Source organism: Spirulina major PCC 6313 (assembly GCF_001890765.1).
Classification (GTDB): domain Bacteria; phylum Cyanobacteriota; class Cyanobacteriia; order Cyanobacteriales; family Spirulinaceae; genus Spirulina; species Spirulina major.
Genome location: NZ_KV878783.1, coordinates 1,325,398 through 1,340,955 on the forward strand (window position 1 = coordinate 1,325,398; position 15,558 = coordinate 1,340,955).

The window sequence follows — 15,558 nt, forward strand, 5'->3', positions numbered from 1 at the left end:
CGCGTTACCCATTCCAAATCACAGATTCTTTAATACCATTCTGTGCTTTCCAGAATGCGTGAAGTGGACTCATCGTGCGAGTCAGTACACTATTGACAGCCTGATTATAGGAGCCATAACCATTACTCACACTTCCACCAACATTCTGAACAGCAAGATGTAAATGATTCTGTTCATTCCCAGAGGAAAGAATCGTTTGACCTGCGGATATGGTAGAACCTTGCGAGAGCCAATATGAACCAGGGGGCTTCAAATGAACAAACCACCAGCGACGCCCCGTTTTTTGACCACTAGAATCAGTTTCGTCAATGGCCATTGTCCAGCCATTGTATTTCCCTTTGTAGATTTCCTTGTAAGGAGCAATTGCAACAACTCCATTGATAGGAGAACGAACGTTAGTAACACTGTTGCTAATATCTATGCCAGAGTGAGCAGAGGTAGAACCGTTGTAGTAACCACGATCATAGGCATATCCTGAAGTTACAGTTTTTGGATCACCAACAAAGATAGTCTTCGATAGATCTTCATATATCTTCAAAACGTCATCTGGCATGGGTTTAGTCCATTCTCCAGAACCAATGTGTGAGTGATATTTCCCATACTGACCACTTGCACCACCAACACGATCCCACATTGCTTCAATGCTCGCACCCTGCCAGTCTGCGCGATCGCTAAAGTAAGTAGTTAGAGCATCATCAATATTGGGATAGTAGTTGCCTAGTGAATCGGAATCAGGCATGATTTTCCAATCAGGATGATTGACACCCTCAATCTCATTGTTGTTGAGAACAGTGTGACCATCCGCACCACCCATTAACCAGATGGAGTTTTGTCCGGTTTTGTCATTTCGCCAGAGGATGTCGGACTTACCATCGCCGTTGAAGTCACCAGTCCCTTCCATTTTCCAATCCAGGTTATCAACAGTTGTAATCACATCGTTGTTGAGAACAGTGTGACCATCCGCACCACCCATTAACCAGATGGAGTTTTGTCCGGTTTTATCATTTCGCCAGAGGATGTCGGACTTACCATCGCCGTTGAAGTCATTTGGTGCAGAAGACTTAACGGGAGGTGTACCGAAAATCAACTCAAAAACGTTACCGAGAAATTTTTGGAATCCTGAACTTGTGGGATTATTGAAGATATTGAGGAAGGATCGCCACGACATGGAAGATTGCGAACCACTGACCGACTGGCCAGAAGCTGAACTGGTTGCGTCAGGATTGGCGGCTCGTTCCGTTGCTTCAAACTCCTCCTGGCCGCTCCAACTCAAGGAAATTCGTTGCAATTCCTTTTCGTATTCTTCGGCTTTGATGGTTTTCGCGAGGTGGACGGCGGCGGCGACGTTGAGTAGACCTGCGCCCGTTTCGAGGTCGGGGTTAGCAGCGCCGAGATCCGTGGCGGTTTGTTTGAGGAGCGCGATCGCTTGTTGATAACTCAAGTCCGGATTTGCTGCCCAGACCTGGGAAATTGCGCCCGTTACCTGTGCTGCTGCCATTGATGAACCATAGCCGCCCCCGATGGGATTTGCTTCCGTGCCGCCATTGGCCATAATGTCTAAGCCTTGGCCATAACTGGAATAGGTGGCGCGATCGTAGCCTTGCCAATTGGAAGCATCCGGGTCAACCTGTTCCGCTGCCCCCACCGTGATGATGTTGTCGAACCGTTCCGAGGCTTGACCCAACGCCGACATCAACGCCCCCTGATTCCCCGAAGCCGCCACAACGAGGACATCATTTTGCCGGGCATATTCCAACGCCGCCATTTCCATCGGTGTGAACTCGGTGCGGGTGGTCACGTTGCCCGCTGCGTCGATTTGGGTGAGGTCAAAACTGAGATTCACCACTGCGTTGGGTTGCTCCGACTCCACCGCCGCATCGACAAATTCCACCAGGGACTCCGCCCAGTGACCCGACCCGATCGCACGCCCCACCCAGAGCGGCGCATCATCATTCACATTGGTAATCAGACCCGCCACTTGTGTACCATGATTGTCTCCTTCACCTGTTGCGAGCAGCGAATTACTATCCTCATCGACAAAATCCGAACCCGTCAAAATCGCGTCCGCATCCATGCCCAACGCATCGGCATCGACCCCGGAATCAATCACGCCCACCAAGGGCTGAAACTCCCGCGCCGCTTCAAATTGCGCAGCGGTATAGTCCACATTATCGGTGTAGGCCTTCGCGTATTCGATCAAGGCTTCGCCCATGTTGTGGGTACGCCAATCGCGCCCCTCGGCGACCACTTCATCCATGAGGGCGGTTTCCGCTGTTGCGCCGCGCACCTGGAACACGATGTCGTTATAGTCGCGATCGCTCTCTGCGAGGGTGACATCTTCAAAGGCGAACGTATTGCCGTCGCCCGTCACATCGGCAACCTGGCCGAACTGTAGATCACTGTCGGGGCGGGACATGGAGAAGCGGACGTTTTCGATCTTGCCATTGGCCACCTCTTCGATGGAGTGATTCGACGCGAGCATGATTCCGAAGCGATCGCCCGCCTTCATGTCAAATTCCCGCACCCCTTGATAGTTCCCAGCGTTAAAATCCGCCTCGCGCATCCTGCCGCTGAACCGCGCCCCATCGGTGGCATCGGAAATCACCACATGGCCGTGCTCGGAATTACTTAACGCCCGCTGTGCTGCCAATTGGGTGAAATCTTCACGATCGGGATCGAGACCCTCCAGGCTGAAAATCCCCACTTCGCCGCGACGGAATGCGCCCCCATCAAAGAGAAAATCGATGCCCACCGTGCCATCCTCACCGACAGTAAACTCCCCGCCGGTGTAGGGAGAATCGGAGGGAGAGGCGAATGGGATTAACTCAATATCAGCGGGATCAAAAGGCAGGGAATCAGCGGTGCGATCGCCCTCTAAATTGTCCAGAAGATCATCAACATTGACATCATCGAAATCGGGCTGCTCGTCAAACGGACTATCTGCGATCGCACTCGGAGTCAGGATCGGTTCAAGGATGAAGGCGTGAAAGGTCGATGGGGATTGTGGAGACTTAGACATCGATAGTTACACGGTAATTTTGTGCAGAAGTGGGCGAGTTCGACAGAACTGGCTTGAATCATTCAGACAATAAATGCACCTGTTAAGTTATCTAGGATTTTTATTTCTTTTTATGCAGTGAAATCCGTTTTTTCTGTAAAGGTTCGATGAAGAATGGGGCGAGTTTTGTGAAAGATTCATGAAGGGCGAAGGCGTTACACAAACACAAGGGGTTTGTGGCGCAGGGGTTCAAAGGCGATCGCATCAAAGCGATAGAGACTCGCCGGGCGACCGGCTCCCCGTGAGGCCTTAACGCCCGTATCTTGGAGGATGCCAAGTTTGAGGAGACGGGCGCGGAAATTGGAATAGTCGGCAAAATTTTCGCCGAGGACGGTGCAGTAGAGTTGATAGACCTCGTTGAGGGTGAAGACATCGGGGAGGACTTCAAAGGCGATCGGGCTGTATTCGAGTTTGTTGCGGAGACGGCGCAGGCCGTAGTTGAGGATGTTGTGATGGTCGAAGGCGAGGGTGGGGAGGCTGGGGACGCTAAACCAAGCGGTCATCCCCCCTTCACGGGTAATCAGTTCGGCGGCTTCGCGGCGGACGAGGGCGAAATAACTAACGGAGAGGTAACGATGGGGGGCTGAGGCGCGATCGCTTCCCGGTGCGCCGAAGGTATACAACTGTTCTAGATAGAGGTTGTGAACTTTGATTTTTTCCTGGAGAATGCGACGGGCGGCGGCTTCGAGGGATTCCCCGTGACGGACGAGGGTTCCGGGCGGGCTCCATTGATGTTGACAGGGGGGGTGCAAGCGTTTAATCAACAGCACAAACAGCCGCTGCTGCTCTGGATCAACGGAAAAAATCACATTATCCACACCGACTTTAAATTCGGCTAAGGGGGCAGCACCGCTCATGAGGCATAGAGTTGGGTGCGATCGATATAGGCGGCGACGGGGGGCAGAATGGCGGTGCGATCGCCTTCCTGTCGGTAATGACTGGAGGAAACAGCCGGGGGGGTGCAGTCGGCGATCGCATAGTCCGCCCCCAAATCCTGCAACACCGCCAATGGCTCCCCATCAATCGGATAACCGGGGCGCGGCATAATCCGTAAGCGCACCTGTTGTAACAGTTCATCGACGTGATACCACTGGGGCAACTGGGCTAATAAATCCGACCCGATCACAAAATCAAACTGCGCTCCGGGCCAACGTTGCCGCGCCCGCTCGACGGTGTGGAGGGTACGGCGTTGGCTCAAGTCCGGATAGAGATGCACATGGGAACAGTCCCGCTGCAAGTCCTGCACCACGAGACCGAGCATTTCCATTCGATGCTCTAGGGGAGTTTGTCCGGCTTTCATCGGGTTATCGGAAGCCCAGACGGCAACGTGATCGTAATGGTGGGCGAGCCAGCGGAGGATCGTGGCGTGGCCAGCGGTGGGCGGGTCAGCACTGGTTCCAAAGAGGGCGATATGTTCCATGGGTTAGGCGCGGCGGCAGGACTGTTGGAGTTGGGCGAGGTCGGGGGAAATTTCGACCGGGTAGGGGGCGGGGTGGCGCAGGGCGCGGACGGGGTCGGGGAGTTGGGCGACGTTGGTTTGGGTGCGATCGCGAATTTCGGCCAAGGATTCCACAGGATAACACCGTTTACCCTGGCGCATCATCAACGTTAGGAGGGGGATTTCGCCGGGTTGGGCGGCGCTGGTGGCAAGGGTGAGGCGATCGCGCCCCGGTTGACGGTAGATCTGTTTACGCCCCGGATAGGTGGCCTTGCTGCTGGACTGTTTCATCGTCGGGATACCGTCAATGTCCACCAATTTATAGACCCCATTCACCGGGTTGCCCGTCACTAGGCGCGTTCCCACGCCGTAGCCCTGTAAACAGGCTCCCGCTGCCCGTAACCGCTCAATTTCCCATTCATCCAAATCCCCGCTGGCAAAAATCGCCGCCTCCGGTAAGAGGGCGTGAACCTGTTGGGAAAGGCTGACCAAATCCCCGGAATCGAGGCGAATCCCGGTGATGGTGCGATCGCCCGCGGCCAAGCGTTGGGCAGCGGCGATCGCATCGTAGGTATCAATTAACAAGGGCGCACCGGGAAAATAGCGATGAAACGCCGCCAAGGCTTCGTCTTCCGAGCCGGCGATCGCGCCAATCGCCATCACCAAAGCATGGGCCATCGTCCCCGCCGGTTTTTCCCCCAACTGCAACGCCGCTAATACATTCGACGTGGCATCTAATCCCGCCGCCAAGGCCGCCCGCGCCGCCCACACCGCCCCCTGGGGACTAAAGGCCCGCCGCGTCCCAAACTCCAAGATCATCGCCTCAGCCCCCGCTGCCTGCCGCAACCGGGCCGCCCGCGTCGCGATCAAGGTTTGATAATTCATCGTGTTGAGCAGATAGGTTTCCACCAGTTGCGCTTGCCACAGCGGCGCATCAATGCGTAACAGCGGCTCCTGGGGAAACACTGCCGTTCCTTCCGGTACCGCCCACAGATCCCCCGTGAACCCTCCCGCCGCCAACAGATCCCAAAATGCCGCCGGGGCTTGGTCAAAAATCCCCGTCGCCTGCAACGCCTCGATCTGCTTCGTGCTGAATCGGAACTCTGTCAAATACTCTAAAACCTGCTCTAGACCCATGGCGATCAGATAGCCAAAATCCGATGGGAGCGATCGCGCAAACAGTTCAAAACTGGCCGGTTTCATCGCCAACCCCTCCCCCACATAACAACTGGCCATCGTCAATTGATACAAGTCCGTCAGCAAACTGTAGTCAGTGGGAGTCAGGTGGAGGGATGAATTAGGGGTCATGATGAGCAGTAACGATGGGTGGTTAGCGAGGGGCGATCGCCCCTCGCTTAGGATAGCCGCTGGCGGAGTTGGGCACTGAGCCAATCGATCGCGCTCACCATGATCAAAATCAAGCCCAAAATTGTCGCCAAGCGGCCAAAATCCAATAATTTCAAACTGACTAGCAATTCATAGCCAATCCCCCCCGCCCCAACAATGCCGAGGATGACGGACGATCGCACATTGAATTCCCACAAATACAAGCTAATGCCCACCAACCCCGGCAACGCTTCCGGCAACACGGCAAAGGAAAAGGTTCGGATGCGATCGCACCCCGTCACCTCGATCGCTTCAATCGGTTCCGGGGGCAGGGTTTCCAACAGTTCAGCGTAGAGTTTCGCCATTGATCCCGTTGTATGGAACGCCACCCCCAACATTCCGGCAAAGGGACCCAACCCCACCACCGCCACAAAAAACAACGCAAAAATTGCCGTATCAATCCCCCGCAACAGATTTAACACCCCCCGCAACGGTAATGCGATCGCTGTTGCAGGGGTTAAGTTGCGGGCAATCAAGATCGACAACGGGAACGCCAACAGGATCGCGATGCCCGTACCGAGGAGGGCGATCGCCAAGGTTTCCCAGATTGCCACCATAAAACTGGGCAACTCCGACAGATCCGGCGGCCACGATCGCGTTACCCACGACCCCAAACGCGGCAACCCCGTCACCAACTCCCACAGGTTAATTTCCGTCGTGCGTACACTGGCGATCAGGAGCGCGATCGCCACCCCCACCAACCCGCATCGCCCCACCCACCACCGCCGACCCCGGCGACGCTGCTCCAGGCGCAGAATCTGATCGAGATGATCCGCTGAGGGGGGAGTTTGGGTGTTTGCCATCGGTCAGGCGCGATTAATTTAAGATGTTCACCGCTTTACCAGCGGCTTGGATCGGGGTGTAGTTTTTGCCGTCGGAACTGACGAATCCGGTGTAGTTTTCCGGCAGGAGTTCCTTGGCTTCGGCCGCGGAAATCTCCACCAAGGCAGTTTGTAAACCCTCGATCACATCGGCGGGTAAGCCGCCCCGCACGGCGATCGGGTCATTGGGCAGCGGGTCGGATTCCCAGATGATTTTGAGGTCGTCGCGGTTGATCCGGTCGGTGCTGGCTAATACGTCGAGGTTGCGATCGTAGTCCGAGGCGATGTCCACTTGGCCGCTGAGGACGGCGATCGCTTGGGCGGCGTGGGATGCCCCTTCGCTGTAATCAAACACTTGTTTGGGGTCAATGTTGCGGGTTTTAAACTCGGCGGTGGGAATCAGCCAACCGGAGGTAGACCCCACATCAGCGAGACTGATTTTCAATTGTTCCCCGGCCTGACTTTGGGCGATCGCGTCGTCCAAGGTGTCAAAGGGGGCATCGGCGCGAGCCATCAAAACCGAGTGGTAGGTGGGTTTTTCGTTATATTTCACCGTGGCGATCGCTTGAATCTCCGGCGTTTCATGGTTCGCCAAGACATAGCCCCAAGGGCCCAACCACGCCACATCTAACGTTCCTGCCCGCAGGGCCTCCGAAATCCCCACCCAATCTTCCGTCACGGTCACATCCGCTTCGCGATCCACCGCCGCCGCCAATTTCTCAAACAGGGGGTTAAATTGATCGCGGGTTTCGTTGGGGGTGGGGAAATAGGGGCCAACACCGAATTTTAGCGGGGCGGCTGCGTCCGCTTCGAGGTTGGGAGAAGTGCCACAGGCGACGGTTAACACCATCACCATTAGCCCCAACATGATGAATTCAACGTATCGCTTCAGGGTAGTTAACATCATTAAATGGATTGTGTGGTGTGGGCGTTCGAGACACCCTTTGTTGACGGTATCAGACGGGCTGAGATGGACGATGAAAACTTGCTGAGAGATGGATTAAGTGAGGCGAGCGATCGCGCCCCGATCAAACACCTGGCCATCGGTGCCAATCCCTGCAATCAAAATCTGATCCGGGTACACCGTATAGGAAGCAAAGCTCAATCGGGATACTGCATATTCTGTCCAGGCGGAATGTCCCACCGGTCGCAACCCAGCCCCCGCTCCGGTGATCATATAGGTCGTGCCATTGAGCGATCGCGTCCGCTCGTAGTGGTGTTCATGGCCGTTGATGTACAGTTGCACGCCATAGGTTTTAAATAAGGCCTTCGCCTGTTGGGCCCAGGTGGCTTGATTCATGCCATAGTGACCCGACCCATAGATCTGATGATGCCCAAACACCACCTTCCACGGCGCATCACTTGCCTGTAGCTGCTGTTCGAGCCAGGGCATTTGGTTCGCCCAATCTGCACCGGAGTTGGTATCGAGGGCGAAAAACTGCACCGCTCCCTGACGGAAGGTGTAGTAACGGCCGTCCATATTAAAACCGGGATACGCCACTTGCGGGTCGCCGTTTGCGGTACGAATGTCATGATTCCCCAAGACGGCACGGAAGGTGACCCCGGCGCTTAACAACGGTGCATAGGGTTTTTCAAAGACCTGATTGATTTTTTCGATTTCGCCATTGTTGTAGATGTTGTCGCCTGCCAGTACCACGAGGGGATAGGGGTTGGCGCGGTAATGGTTGGCCATGGCATTGGCGACGGCGTATTGATTAGAAACGCCGGTGCCCGTATCCGCCACGGAGACAAAGCGGAGGAGCGGTGTTTGAGGATCAACGCTTGGAGGTTGGATCGGTTGGGCGGTGCTGTGGGCGGAGAACGTGGATTCAGCACAGGCGCTGAACCCTAAGCCGGTCATGCCCATGAGGAGATGGAAAAAGTTACGACGCTTCATAATTTGACTAAAAACGGAATCTAGAGGTGATATGGTCGTGACAAGAGAGCACGTTTAACTTGTGGATGTGAGGGGGGAGCAGCGATGCCAGAAGACCATCAAGCAGAATCGAATCTGTCAAAAGAAGATGCTTTGCGCCAACTGCAAGGGCTGATTGCCCAGCTCGAAACAGTGGTGGGAAAATTAGAAACAACGACATCTGATGATGCTCTGCGATCGCTCCCCTTGGCAGACCTCACTCGTAGTGTAGACCAAGTTCTCACGGCCGTTCGGGCTGATCCACCAGAACCCGACCCCAGCCCGGCGGATGCGATCGCGCCTGATTCTGAACTGACAGAACCGGAACCCGCGCCCCCTACGGCATCAGAGCCGGAAGCCGAGCCGGAGGATTGGGGCGGATTTGACACCGACACCGATGAAAATCCCCCCACCGAACCGCTGCCGGAGCCGAAGGGCCTCGACGCTGTTTTACCCACCTTTAGACAACTGCAACGCACCTGGGATCGCCTCCTCAAGTCCGTGCGCAGTCTCCTCCCGGACAACCTCAACGAAACCCTATCGGATTGGATGTTAACGGGGATCATTAGCAGTGTGGTGGTGGTGGTGTTGATTGGGAGTGTGGTGTTAACGGGGGATGATTCGGCCCCGACAGCGATCGCGCCCACCGCCCCCTCCAGTCCGACGGCTCCCACCCTGTCCCCACGTCCTACGCCCACCGCCCCACCCACCCCACGCCCCACCCCAAAACCCGCCCCCACCCCCACACCCAAACCCCAGCCCGCCCCGGCAACCCCACCCCTCCGCCTCACCCCAGAACAACGATTGATCGCCGCCATTCAAGACCAAGTCGCGGAAATCACTAACCAATATGCCGAGGGTTTAATTCGCTCGATTCAAGCGGATTTTCTCAGCAGTCGTTTGGTGGTGACGGTGGGAGAAGCATGGTATGGCCTAGAAGCGCGGCGACAGGATCAAGTAGCCAATGAGGTATTGGTGCGATCGCGCCGTCTTGACTTCAGTCAAGTGGAATTGCTCGACGAAAACGGCGACCAAGTGGCCCGTAATCCGATCGTCGGCAGTGAAATGGTCATTCTCCAACGCAGTCCACTCCAAGAAGCGATCGCGCTTCCGTAATTCATCCGCATTTCTGAATTAAGCCGATGTACTACTTTGCCGAAAAATATATTAATCCGTTTACGGACTATGGGTTTAAAAAACTCTTTGGTGAAGAACCCAATAAGGATTTATTGCTGGATTTTCTAAATGAATTATTGAAAGATGAACAAGGGAAAATTACCCAACTCAACTACATCAAAAATGAGCAACTCGGCGCAACCAGTGTAGACCGCAAAGCCATTTTTGATCTGTACTGTGAAAATGAGCGGGGGGAAAAGTTCATTGTGGAACTGCAAAAGAGTCAACAGGACTTTTTTAAAGACCGCACGGTGTACTATTCCACATTCCCCATCCAAGAGCAAGCCCTCAGAGGGCAGTGGAACTATGAACTGAAGGCGGTTTATGCGATCGCGATCCTTGACTTCGTCTTTGAAGCCGATCGTGATAATCCTAATAAATATCGCTATGATGTCCAACTCACGGACATTGAAACCTGTCAAGTTTTCTATGATAAATTGACGTTTATTTATCTAGAGATGCCGAAGTTTAATAAAAGCTTGGCAGAACTGGAAACCCGATTTGATAAGTGGTTGTATTTGTTGCGCAACCTGACGCGGCTCCAAGGTGTGCCGCTGGAATTACAGGAAGAAATCTTTGAGAAAGCCTTTGAAGTGGCGGAAATTGCCCAGTTCAACCCGGAACAAGTCCGCTCCTATCAAGACAGCTTGAAATATTATCGTGATTTGCAAAACTCGATTGATACCGCCCATCGGCAAGGCCGGGAAGCAGGGATCGCCCAAGGAATCGAGGCGGGGATTGAACAGGGCATTGAACAGGGGATTGAACAGGGCATTGAACGGGGCATTGAACAGGGCATCCGACAAGTTGCGATCGCAGGTATTCAGCGCGGTCTCACGGATGATCTGCTGATCACGTTAACCGGCTTAACCCTGGAGCAGGTGCAGGAGTTGCGATCAGAGTTGCCGCCCCCGCCAGCCCCGGATTAACGACGGGGGAGGAATGCACCGGCGGGGCGCACCGTGCCCGCCCGACAGTCCCGCAGCCAGAGTTGAATGGCTTGGCCGATCACGCCGTTGCTGGTTTCGCGGGGGGGGAGGGGTTCGCTGCTGGTGTTGTCGCTGAAGCGGGTGAAGAGGTAGACGGAATACCAGCCTTGGGGGGTGGGGGTGAGAAAGAGCCAGTGATAGTGCTGCTGGGTGGTGGCGCGATCGCCACTAAACTGCTGCTCTAGGGTCGTGAAAAACACCTGTTTTGTGGGGTCATCGGGGAGAGGGTCACGACCGAGGGGGAGGGGTTCAAACTCGGCCCGGCCGGCGATCTGGACATAGGTAGCCCTGTCAAGGTTCGTGGCGGCTTCGCGGTCGAGGCGGCGCGATCGCTGAATCACACGATTGGCATAACTGGGCAAGTCCTTCAGGAGTTGCGTCGTTAACGGTTCCACCGTCTCCGGGCAAGTCCAGGCCGTCGCCGCCACCGGTTCCACCGAGGGAGCTTCTAGGCTCAATAGGGCCATTAATAGGCTGTCGAGCATGGCACGTTCCCCCTACAACATGGACGAGAGAATTTGATAAATCAGGCGGAATAGAGCCGTCACCAGCACCACCACCGCCCCCGCTAGCACCGCCAGGAACACATACCCCAACACACCACTGAGGGACAACGTCGTTAAGACCGCTTGCAGGGCGGCACTGCGATGAAACCAAGGAACTACCCTCACCAGTGCGACCGTGATTCCCCCCAGAATCGCAAAATCCCACTTTTCCAAGGCCCGCCGACTTTGGGCGTAGATCAACCCCCCCATGGACATCCCCCACAACCCAATACTGATCGGGGTGATCCCATTAACGAGGCTGATCGAGATCATCAAGAGTAAGGCCCCTTCAAACCCCGTAAAGGCGGAACTGGCGAGAATTTCCACTAACCCAAACTTGGGGGTGGAGCGGCGTGATGGGGCTGGGGTTGGTGGGATGGGGGCCGGTGGGGGGCCAGGTTGGGCAAGATTCGGGGCTGGGGCGGGGGGGGCTTGAGTGACAGTGGACTGAGATGCGGGGGCGACGGGGGGCGGGGGGGGCGCTGGGGTGGGGCTGCTGCGGGCGGCGGGGGTGTGGTTGAGGAGCAGCAGCACATCATCGGCGGATTGGAAGCGGTCTTTCGGGGTGGGGCGTAGCATTTTTTCGAGGATGGCGGCGGTGCGATCGCCCACCTGGGGTGCATGTTCGCGCCAAGTCCAACAATTGTTATAGGTGTCAAACAATTGATCCGACGCTTTCCCCGTCACCAACACTAAACAGGTCGCCCCCAATGCGTAGAGATCGGTCGAGGGATAGACTTGCGACCCTTGCATCTGTTCCGGGGGGGCAAAGCCCATGGAATAAATGCCCGTCGAATGTCCTGAGCCGGCACTCCCCGCCGTCACCTGTTTCACCGCCCCAAAATCCAGCAAATACAACCGCCCTTTGGTCGTGCGCATAATATTCGAGGGCTTGATATCGCGGTGAATCACGCCGCGCCCATGGACAAAGGACAACACATTGAGAATTTCCCGTAACACTTCTAGCATTTCGGCTTCGCTGTAGTTCCCCTTCGCGGCGAGTTCATGCTCTAAATCTTGACCATCAATAAATTCCTGAACGAGATAGAAAAATTGCTCGTCTTTGTTGCCTTGGCGATCGGGAATCACGAGGGGAAAGAAGGCAAAGGAGTCGGGAATTTGGCGGTGTTCACGGCCGAGGTCTTCTAAAACAGCCGCTTCCCGCTCAAAAAGACCTTGGGCAATTTCGAGTTGTTGCGCTGAAAGATTACCGGCGGGTTGAAATTGTTTAACGACGCAGTTGCGGAGGGAGGTGGTGTAGCGATCGCAAGCCAAAAATGCCGCCCCAAACCCCCCTTGGCCCAAAAGCTGCGTCGGTAGATAACGCCCCCCCAAAATCAACGGCATCCCGCACTGGGTGCAAAACTTTTGTTGAGTGGTTTTTAAGGTATTGGCATCATCAAGGTCAGCAAAATGATTACGGGAACCACAACTTGGACGGGTACAAAGAATTTCCATGAACTGCCAAACACCAAAAGAAATACGGGCGCGATCAATCCCACTCAAGATCAAGCGATTCGACCTCTAGCCTAGCTAGACGAGGGGAAATGTTCAATATAGCAATCCTATTTAAGTTTGAAACCCTCAGCCTTGAAAAACAAGGGGCTTAAGCCCCTGGCCTGTCCCGATCTGATTGAGGATTGCTATGTTATTAGCTGTCAGACATTGCGACTTGGCCCTTAGAACAGAGCATGGGAACGCTTACTCTTTGGTTTCAACGGCTAAGACGGGGGGCGTTTCGGGAGTGGGGTCGGCGGCGGGTTCAAAGAGTGAAAAATTCCCCTGGGTCGAAAATTCTGGCAAAATTTCCTTGACAAAGGCTTCAGCAGCCTTGGAGCGGTAGCGGCTGGGGTTAATAATCACCGCTAAGGTACGCCGCACCACCATATTGTCAATGGTCGCCCGGTGCAACACGTTCATCTTGAGTTCTTTCTCAATGGCGGAAATCGAAACAAAGGCGGCCCCCAATCCCGACTGCACCGCATTCTTGATCGCCTCAATGGAATTGAGTTCCATTTCCACCTTGAGGCGTTTGGGGTCAAGATTAGAGCGGGTTAAGACTTGGTCGATCACTTTGCGGATCGTGGATTGGGAGTCAAGGGCGATGAAGTTGAGGCGATAGAGATCCTCGCGCTGGATCGTTTCGACGGTGGCGAGGGGATGATTCACCGGCAGGATTAAGGCTAATTCATCTTCGGCGTAGGGGCGGACATGGAGGGTGTCTTGGAGTTCGGCGGGCACTTCACCGCCGATGATGGCGAGATCCACTTGGCCATTGGAGACACTCCAGGAGGTGCGGCGGGTGGAATGAACTTGGAGCTGAACGGAAACATCGGGGTAGCGTTGGCGAAATCGGCCAATCATCCGAGGCAGGAGATAGGTTCCGGTGGTTTGGGAGGCTCCGACGATCAATGTGCCGCCTTGGAGATTTTGGAGGTCTTCGATCGCCCGGCAGGTTTCTTGGCAAAGGCTGAGAATTTTTTCGCCGTAGTTGAGGAGAAGATGTCCGGCTTCGGTCATTTGAGCACGACGGCCACCCCGGTCAAACAGGGGCACGTCCATTTGGCGTTCAAGGTTTTGGACTTGGAGACTGACGGCGGGTTGAGAGACGTAAAGGCTATCGGCCGCACGTTTAAAACTGCCTTCGGTTGCGATCGCTTTGAGGATGCGCAGTTGATCCAGGGTGAACGGAATTTCAGACATACTTGTCCACGAGAGCGTGAGGAAAAGTGATGGAAACTCCCTTTAACCCATGCGCTTTGATTTACTTCTTTTATCAAAAACTTGAGGTTAATTAAGAGAATCTCCCTTAGACAATGACAGTATCATAAGTCGGGATCAACTTCTGTGATATTGATTAGTATTACTTAACAAAGCGTAGTGATTAACGTTAAAGTGGTCAAAGGATGAAGGGCTGTAAATCATTGAATCCATTAACTTTAATCAATAAATTTATGAATGTTGCGTGGTGGACAACGAGTCATACGGTGATGGCGGCCTTGCTGATCGGATTTGCGATCGCCCATAGCGGTCTTGCTGCCCTGCGACCCTGGGGCGAAGGGCTGATCGGGGCCCGTCTCTATCGCGTCGGCTTTGCCCTCGTGAGTATTCCCTTTGCCACGGTGTTGATCATCTACTTCTTTAACCATCGCTACGACGGGGCGACCCTCTGGCAGGTGCAAGGTGTGGCTGGTGTGCAGGCGACGGTGTGGATTTTGAGCGCGATTTCCTTTTTGTTTCTCTATCCCGCCACGTTTAATCTGCTCGAAATTGCCGCGATCGCTAAACCCGAAGTCCACCTCTACGAAACCGGCATCATTCGCATCACCCGCCACCCCCAAATGGTGGGCCAGGTGATCTGGTGCATCGCCCATACCCTCTGGCTCGGCACCACCTTCACCCTCGTCACCTCCCTCGGCCTGATCGCCCACCATGTTTTCGCCGTCTGGCACGGTGACTATCGCCTCGCCCAGAAGTACGGCGAGGCCTTCATTGCCGCGCGCGATCGCACCTCCGTCATCCCCTTCCGTGCCATCCTCGACGGTCGCCAAACCCTCCACCTCAAGGAATTCCTCAAACCCGCCTACCTCGGAGTCAGCGCCTTCATCGCCCTCCTCTGGTGGGGACACCCCTGGTTAATGGTCATGACCGCCAAAGTTCCCTGGTAGCCCAGCAAAATCCCGCCCCGATTGAATGCCTACGATATAATTTGTTACGAAGCCTAACGCAAACTAACCCCATGAGCGATCCCGTCACCCGTGCTTTCTTTGTTGGCCGCGCCCTCGCCTCCGTCTTAGGCGAAAAAGTCGAAGCCGCCTTCACAGATACCCTCAGCAATATCGGTAAATTTGAAGCCGAGCAACGCGAAAACATCCGCCAACTCACCACCGAAGTGATGAGCCGCGCCGATTATGACCTCGGCAACTTTGACCCCACTGCCGCCGAATCTCCCGCATCCCATCCCCCCCAGCGTCCGGCGGATCTCCAAGAAACCATCGACGACCTGCGGGCCGAAATTGCTCGCCTCCGCTCAGCCCTCACCACCCATCGCACCTAGATCCCATCGTCCCATGAGGCTAGAGTCCCCCAAACTCGTGCCTCCTCCGCTGATTTAAATTCTGTTAATAGTCCGTTGTTATTACCCCCCCTATAAAAAACCGCGTGTCTGCCCTTTCTCAACGATCGCTCCCCTACCCCTCTGACCTCAGCACCCCGGCCCAACCCGCCCAA

The 15,558-nt window shown here is 55.0% G+C and carries 14 protein-coding genes; 4 read left to right on the top strand and 10 right to left on the bottom strand.

The window, feature by feature from the left end:
• Positions 1–4 precede the first annotated feature (4 nt).
• The 7 genes from SPI6313_RS05685 to SPI6313_RS05710 all read right to left on the bottom strand — a co-directional run bounded on the left by SPI6313_RS05685 (position 5) and on the right by SPI6313_RS05710 (position 8,600).
• Positions 5–3,019, bottom strand: coding sequence for a S8 family serine peptidase (locus SPI6313_RS05685; protein ID WP_072620126.1), 3,015 nt, complete (start codon positions 3,017–3,019; stop codon positions 5–7).
• Positions 3,020–3,213: 194 nt separating this feature from the next.
• Positions 3,214–3,915, bottom strand: coding sequence for an NUDIX hydrolase (locus tag SPI6313_RS05690; protein WP_072620127.1), 702 nt, complete (start codon positions 3,913–3,915; stop codon positions 3,214–3,216).
• On the bottom strand, positions 3,912–4,478 hold the full coding sequence (locus tag SPI6313_RS22225; protein ID WP_084668906.1) for a nicotinate-nucleotide adenylyltransferase: 567 nt from the start codon (positions 4,476–4,478) through the stop codon (positions 3,912–3,914). The genes SPI6313_RS05690 and SPI6313_RS22225 overlap by 4 nt, the downstream gene beginning before the upstream one ends.
• A 3-nt stretch (positions 4,479–4,481) precedes the next feature.
• The gene (locus tag SPI6313_RS05695) at positions 4,482–5,804 is read right to left on the bottom strand and encodes a nicotinate phosphoribosyltransferase (RefSeq protein ID WP_175551079.1); all 1,323 of its coding nucleotides are present in this window, start codon (positions 5,802–5,804) and stop codon (positions 4,482–4,484) included.
• A 47-nt stretch (positions 5,805–5,851) separates the two neighbouring features.
• Positions 5,852–6,685 (bottom strand): phosphonate ABC transporter, permease protein PhnE, encoded by an 834-nt coding sequence (gene phnE / locus SPI6313_RS05700; RefSeq protein ID WP_072620128.1) that lies wholly within the window; start codon positions 6,683–6,685, stop codon positions 5,852–5,854.
• Positions 6,686–6,698: 13 nt separating this feature from the next.
• Complete coding sequence (locus SPI6313_RS05705; RefSeq protein ID WP_084668907.1) at positions 6,699–7,610, bottom strand: phosphate/phosphite/phosphonate ABC transporter substrate-binding protein; 912 nt, start codon at positions 7,608–7,610, stop codon at positions 6,699–6,701.
• A 93-nt stretch (positions 7,611–7,703) separates the two neighbouring features.
• Entirely contained in the window at positions 7,704–8,600 is an 897-nt protein-coding gene (locus tag SPI6313_RS05710) for a metallophosphoesterase family protein (protein ID WP_072620130.1), read from the bottom strand.
• 84 nt (positions 8,601–8,684) lie between these two features.
• Between SPI6313_RS05710 and SPI6313_RS22780 the strand changes: the two genes are divergently transcribed.
• Complete coding sequence (locus SPI6313_RS22780; protein ID WP_072620131.1) at positions 8,685–9,734, top strand: hypothetical protein; 1,050 nt, start codon at positions 8,685–8,687, stop codon at positions 9,732–9,734.
• Positions 9,735–9,760: 26 nt separating this feature from the next.
• Positions 9,761–10,723 carry an Rpn family recombination-promoting nuclease/putative transposase gene (locus SPI6313_RS05720; RefSeq protein WP_072620132.1) on the top strand — a complete coding sequence of 321 codons (963 nt, stop codon included), beginning with the start codon at positions 9,761–9,763 and terminating at the stop codon, positions 10,721–10,723.
• Here SPI6313_RS05720 and SPI6313_RS05725 read toward each other — a convergent pair.
• The 3 genes from SPI6313_RS05725 to SPI6313_RS05735 all read right to left on the bottom strand — a co-directional run bounded on the left by SPI6313_RS05725 (position 10,720) and on the right by SPI6313_RS05735 (position 14,031).
• Positions 10,720–11,268 (bottom strand): hypothetical protein, encoded by a 549-nt coding sequence (locus SPI6313_RS05725; protein ID WP_072620133.1) that lies wholly within the window; start codon positions 11,266–11,268, stop codon positions 10,720–10,722. The genes SPI6313_RS05720 and SPI6313_RS05725 overlap by 4 nt on opposite strands.
• A 12-nt stretch (positions 11,269–11,280) precedes the next feature.
• Positions 11,281–12,786 (bottom strand): protein kinase domain-containing protein, encoded by a 1,506-nt coding sequence (locus SPI6313_RS24700; protein WP_072620134.1) that lies wholly within the window; start codon positions 12,784–12,786, stop codon positions 11,281–11,283.
• Between the two features lie 243 nt (positions 12,787–13,029).
• Positions 13,030–14,031, bottom strand: a complete 1,002-nt coding sequence (locus SPI6313_RS05735; RefSeq protein ID WP_072620135.1) for a LysR family transcriptional regulator — start codon at positions 14,029–14,031, stop codon at positions 13,030–13,032.
• Positions 14,032–14,282: 251 nt separating this feature from the next.
• On the opposite strand from SPI6313_RS05735, the gene SPI6313_RS05740 reads away from it, so the two are divergent.
• Positions 14,283–14,996, top strand: coding sequence for an NnrU family protein (locus SPI6313_RS05740; protein WP_072620136.1), 714 nt, complete (start codon positions 14,283–14,285; stop codon positions 14,994–14,996).
• Between the two features lie 71 nt (positions 14,997–15,067).
• A complete protein-coding gene (locus SPI6313_RS05745) occupies positions 15,068–15,385 on the top strand; it encodes a DUF6825 family protein (RefSeq protein ID WP_072620137.1) in 318 nt (105 codons plus the stop codon).
• Positions 15,386–15,558: the final 173 nt, after the last annotated feature.

Bases quoted from the DNA above. Each gene is read 5' to 3' on its own strand.
- SPI6313_RS05685 (WP_072620126.1), bottom strand. From the start codon at position 3,019: ATGTCTAAGTCTCCACAATCCCCATCGACCTTTCACGCCTTCATCCTT.
- SPI6313_RS05690 (WP_072620127.1), bottom strand. From the start codon at position 3,915: ATGAGCGGTGCTGCCCCCTTAGCCGAATTTAAAGTCGGTGTGGATAAT.
- SPI6313_RS22225 (WP_084668906.1), bottom strand. From the start codon at position 4,478: ATGGAACATATCGCCCTCTTTGGAACCAGTGCTGACCCGCCCACCGCT.
- SPI6313_RS05695 (WP_175551079.1), bottom strand. From the start codon at position 5,804: ATGACCCCTAATTCATCCCTCCACCTGACTCCCACTGACTACAGTTTG.
- phnE (WP_072620128.1), bottom strand. From the start codon at position 6,685: ATGGCAAACACCCAAACTCCCCCCTCAGCGGATCATCTCGATCAGATT.
- SPI6313_RS05705 (WP_084668907.1), bottom strand. From the start codon at position 7,610: ATGATGTTAACTACCCTGAAGCGATACGTTGAATTCATCATGTTGGGG.
- SPI6313_RS05710 (WP_072620130.1), bottom strand. From the start codon at position 8,600: ATGAAGCGTCGTAACTTTTTCCATCTCCTCATGGGCATGACCGGCTTA.
- SPI6313_RS22780 (WP_072620131.1), top strand. From the start codon at position 8,685: ATGCCAGAAGACCATCAAGCAGAATCGAATCTGTCAAAAGAAGATGCT.
- SPI6313_RS05720 (WP_072620132.1), top strand. From the start codon at position 9,761: ATGTACTACTTTGCCGAAAAATATATTAATCCGTTTACGGACTATGGG.
- SPI6313_RS05725 (WP_072620133.1), bottom strand. From the start codon at position 11,268: ATGCTCGACAGCCTATTAATGGCCCTATTGAGCCTAGAAGCTCCCTCG.
- SPI6313_RS24700 (WP_072620134.1), bottom strand. From the start codon at position 12,786: ATGGAAATTCTTTGTACCCGTCCAAGTTGTGGTTCCCGTAATCATTTT.
- SPI6313_RS05735 (WP_072620135.1), bottom strand. From the start codon at position 14,031: ATGTCTGAAATTCCGTTCACCCTGGATCAACTGCGCATCCTCAAAGCG.
- SPI6313_RS05740 (WP_072620136.1), top strand. From the start codon at position 14,283: ATGAATGTTGCGTGGTGGACAACGAGTCATACGGTGATGGCGGCCTTG.
- SPI6313_RS05745 (WP_072620137.1), top strand. From the start codon at position 15,068: ATGAGCGATCCCGTCACCCGTGCTTTCTTTGTTGGCCGCGCCCTCGCC.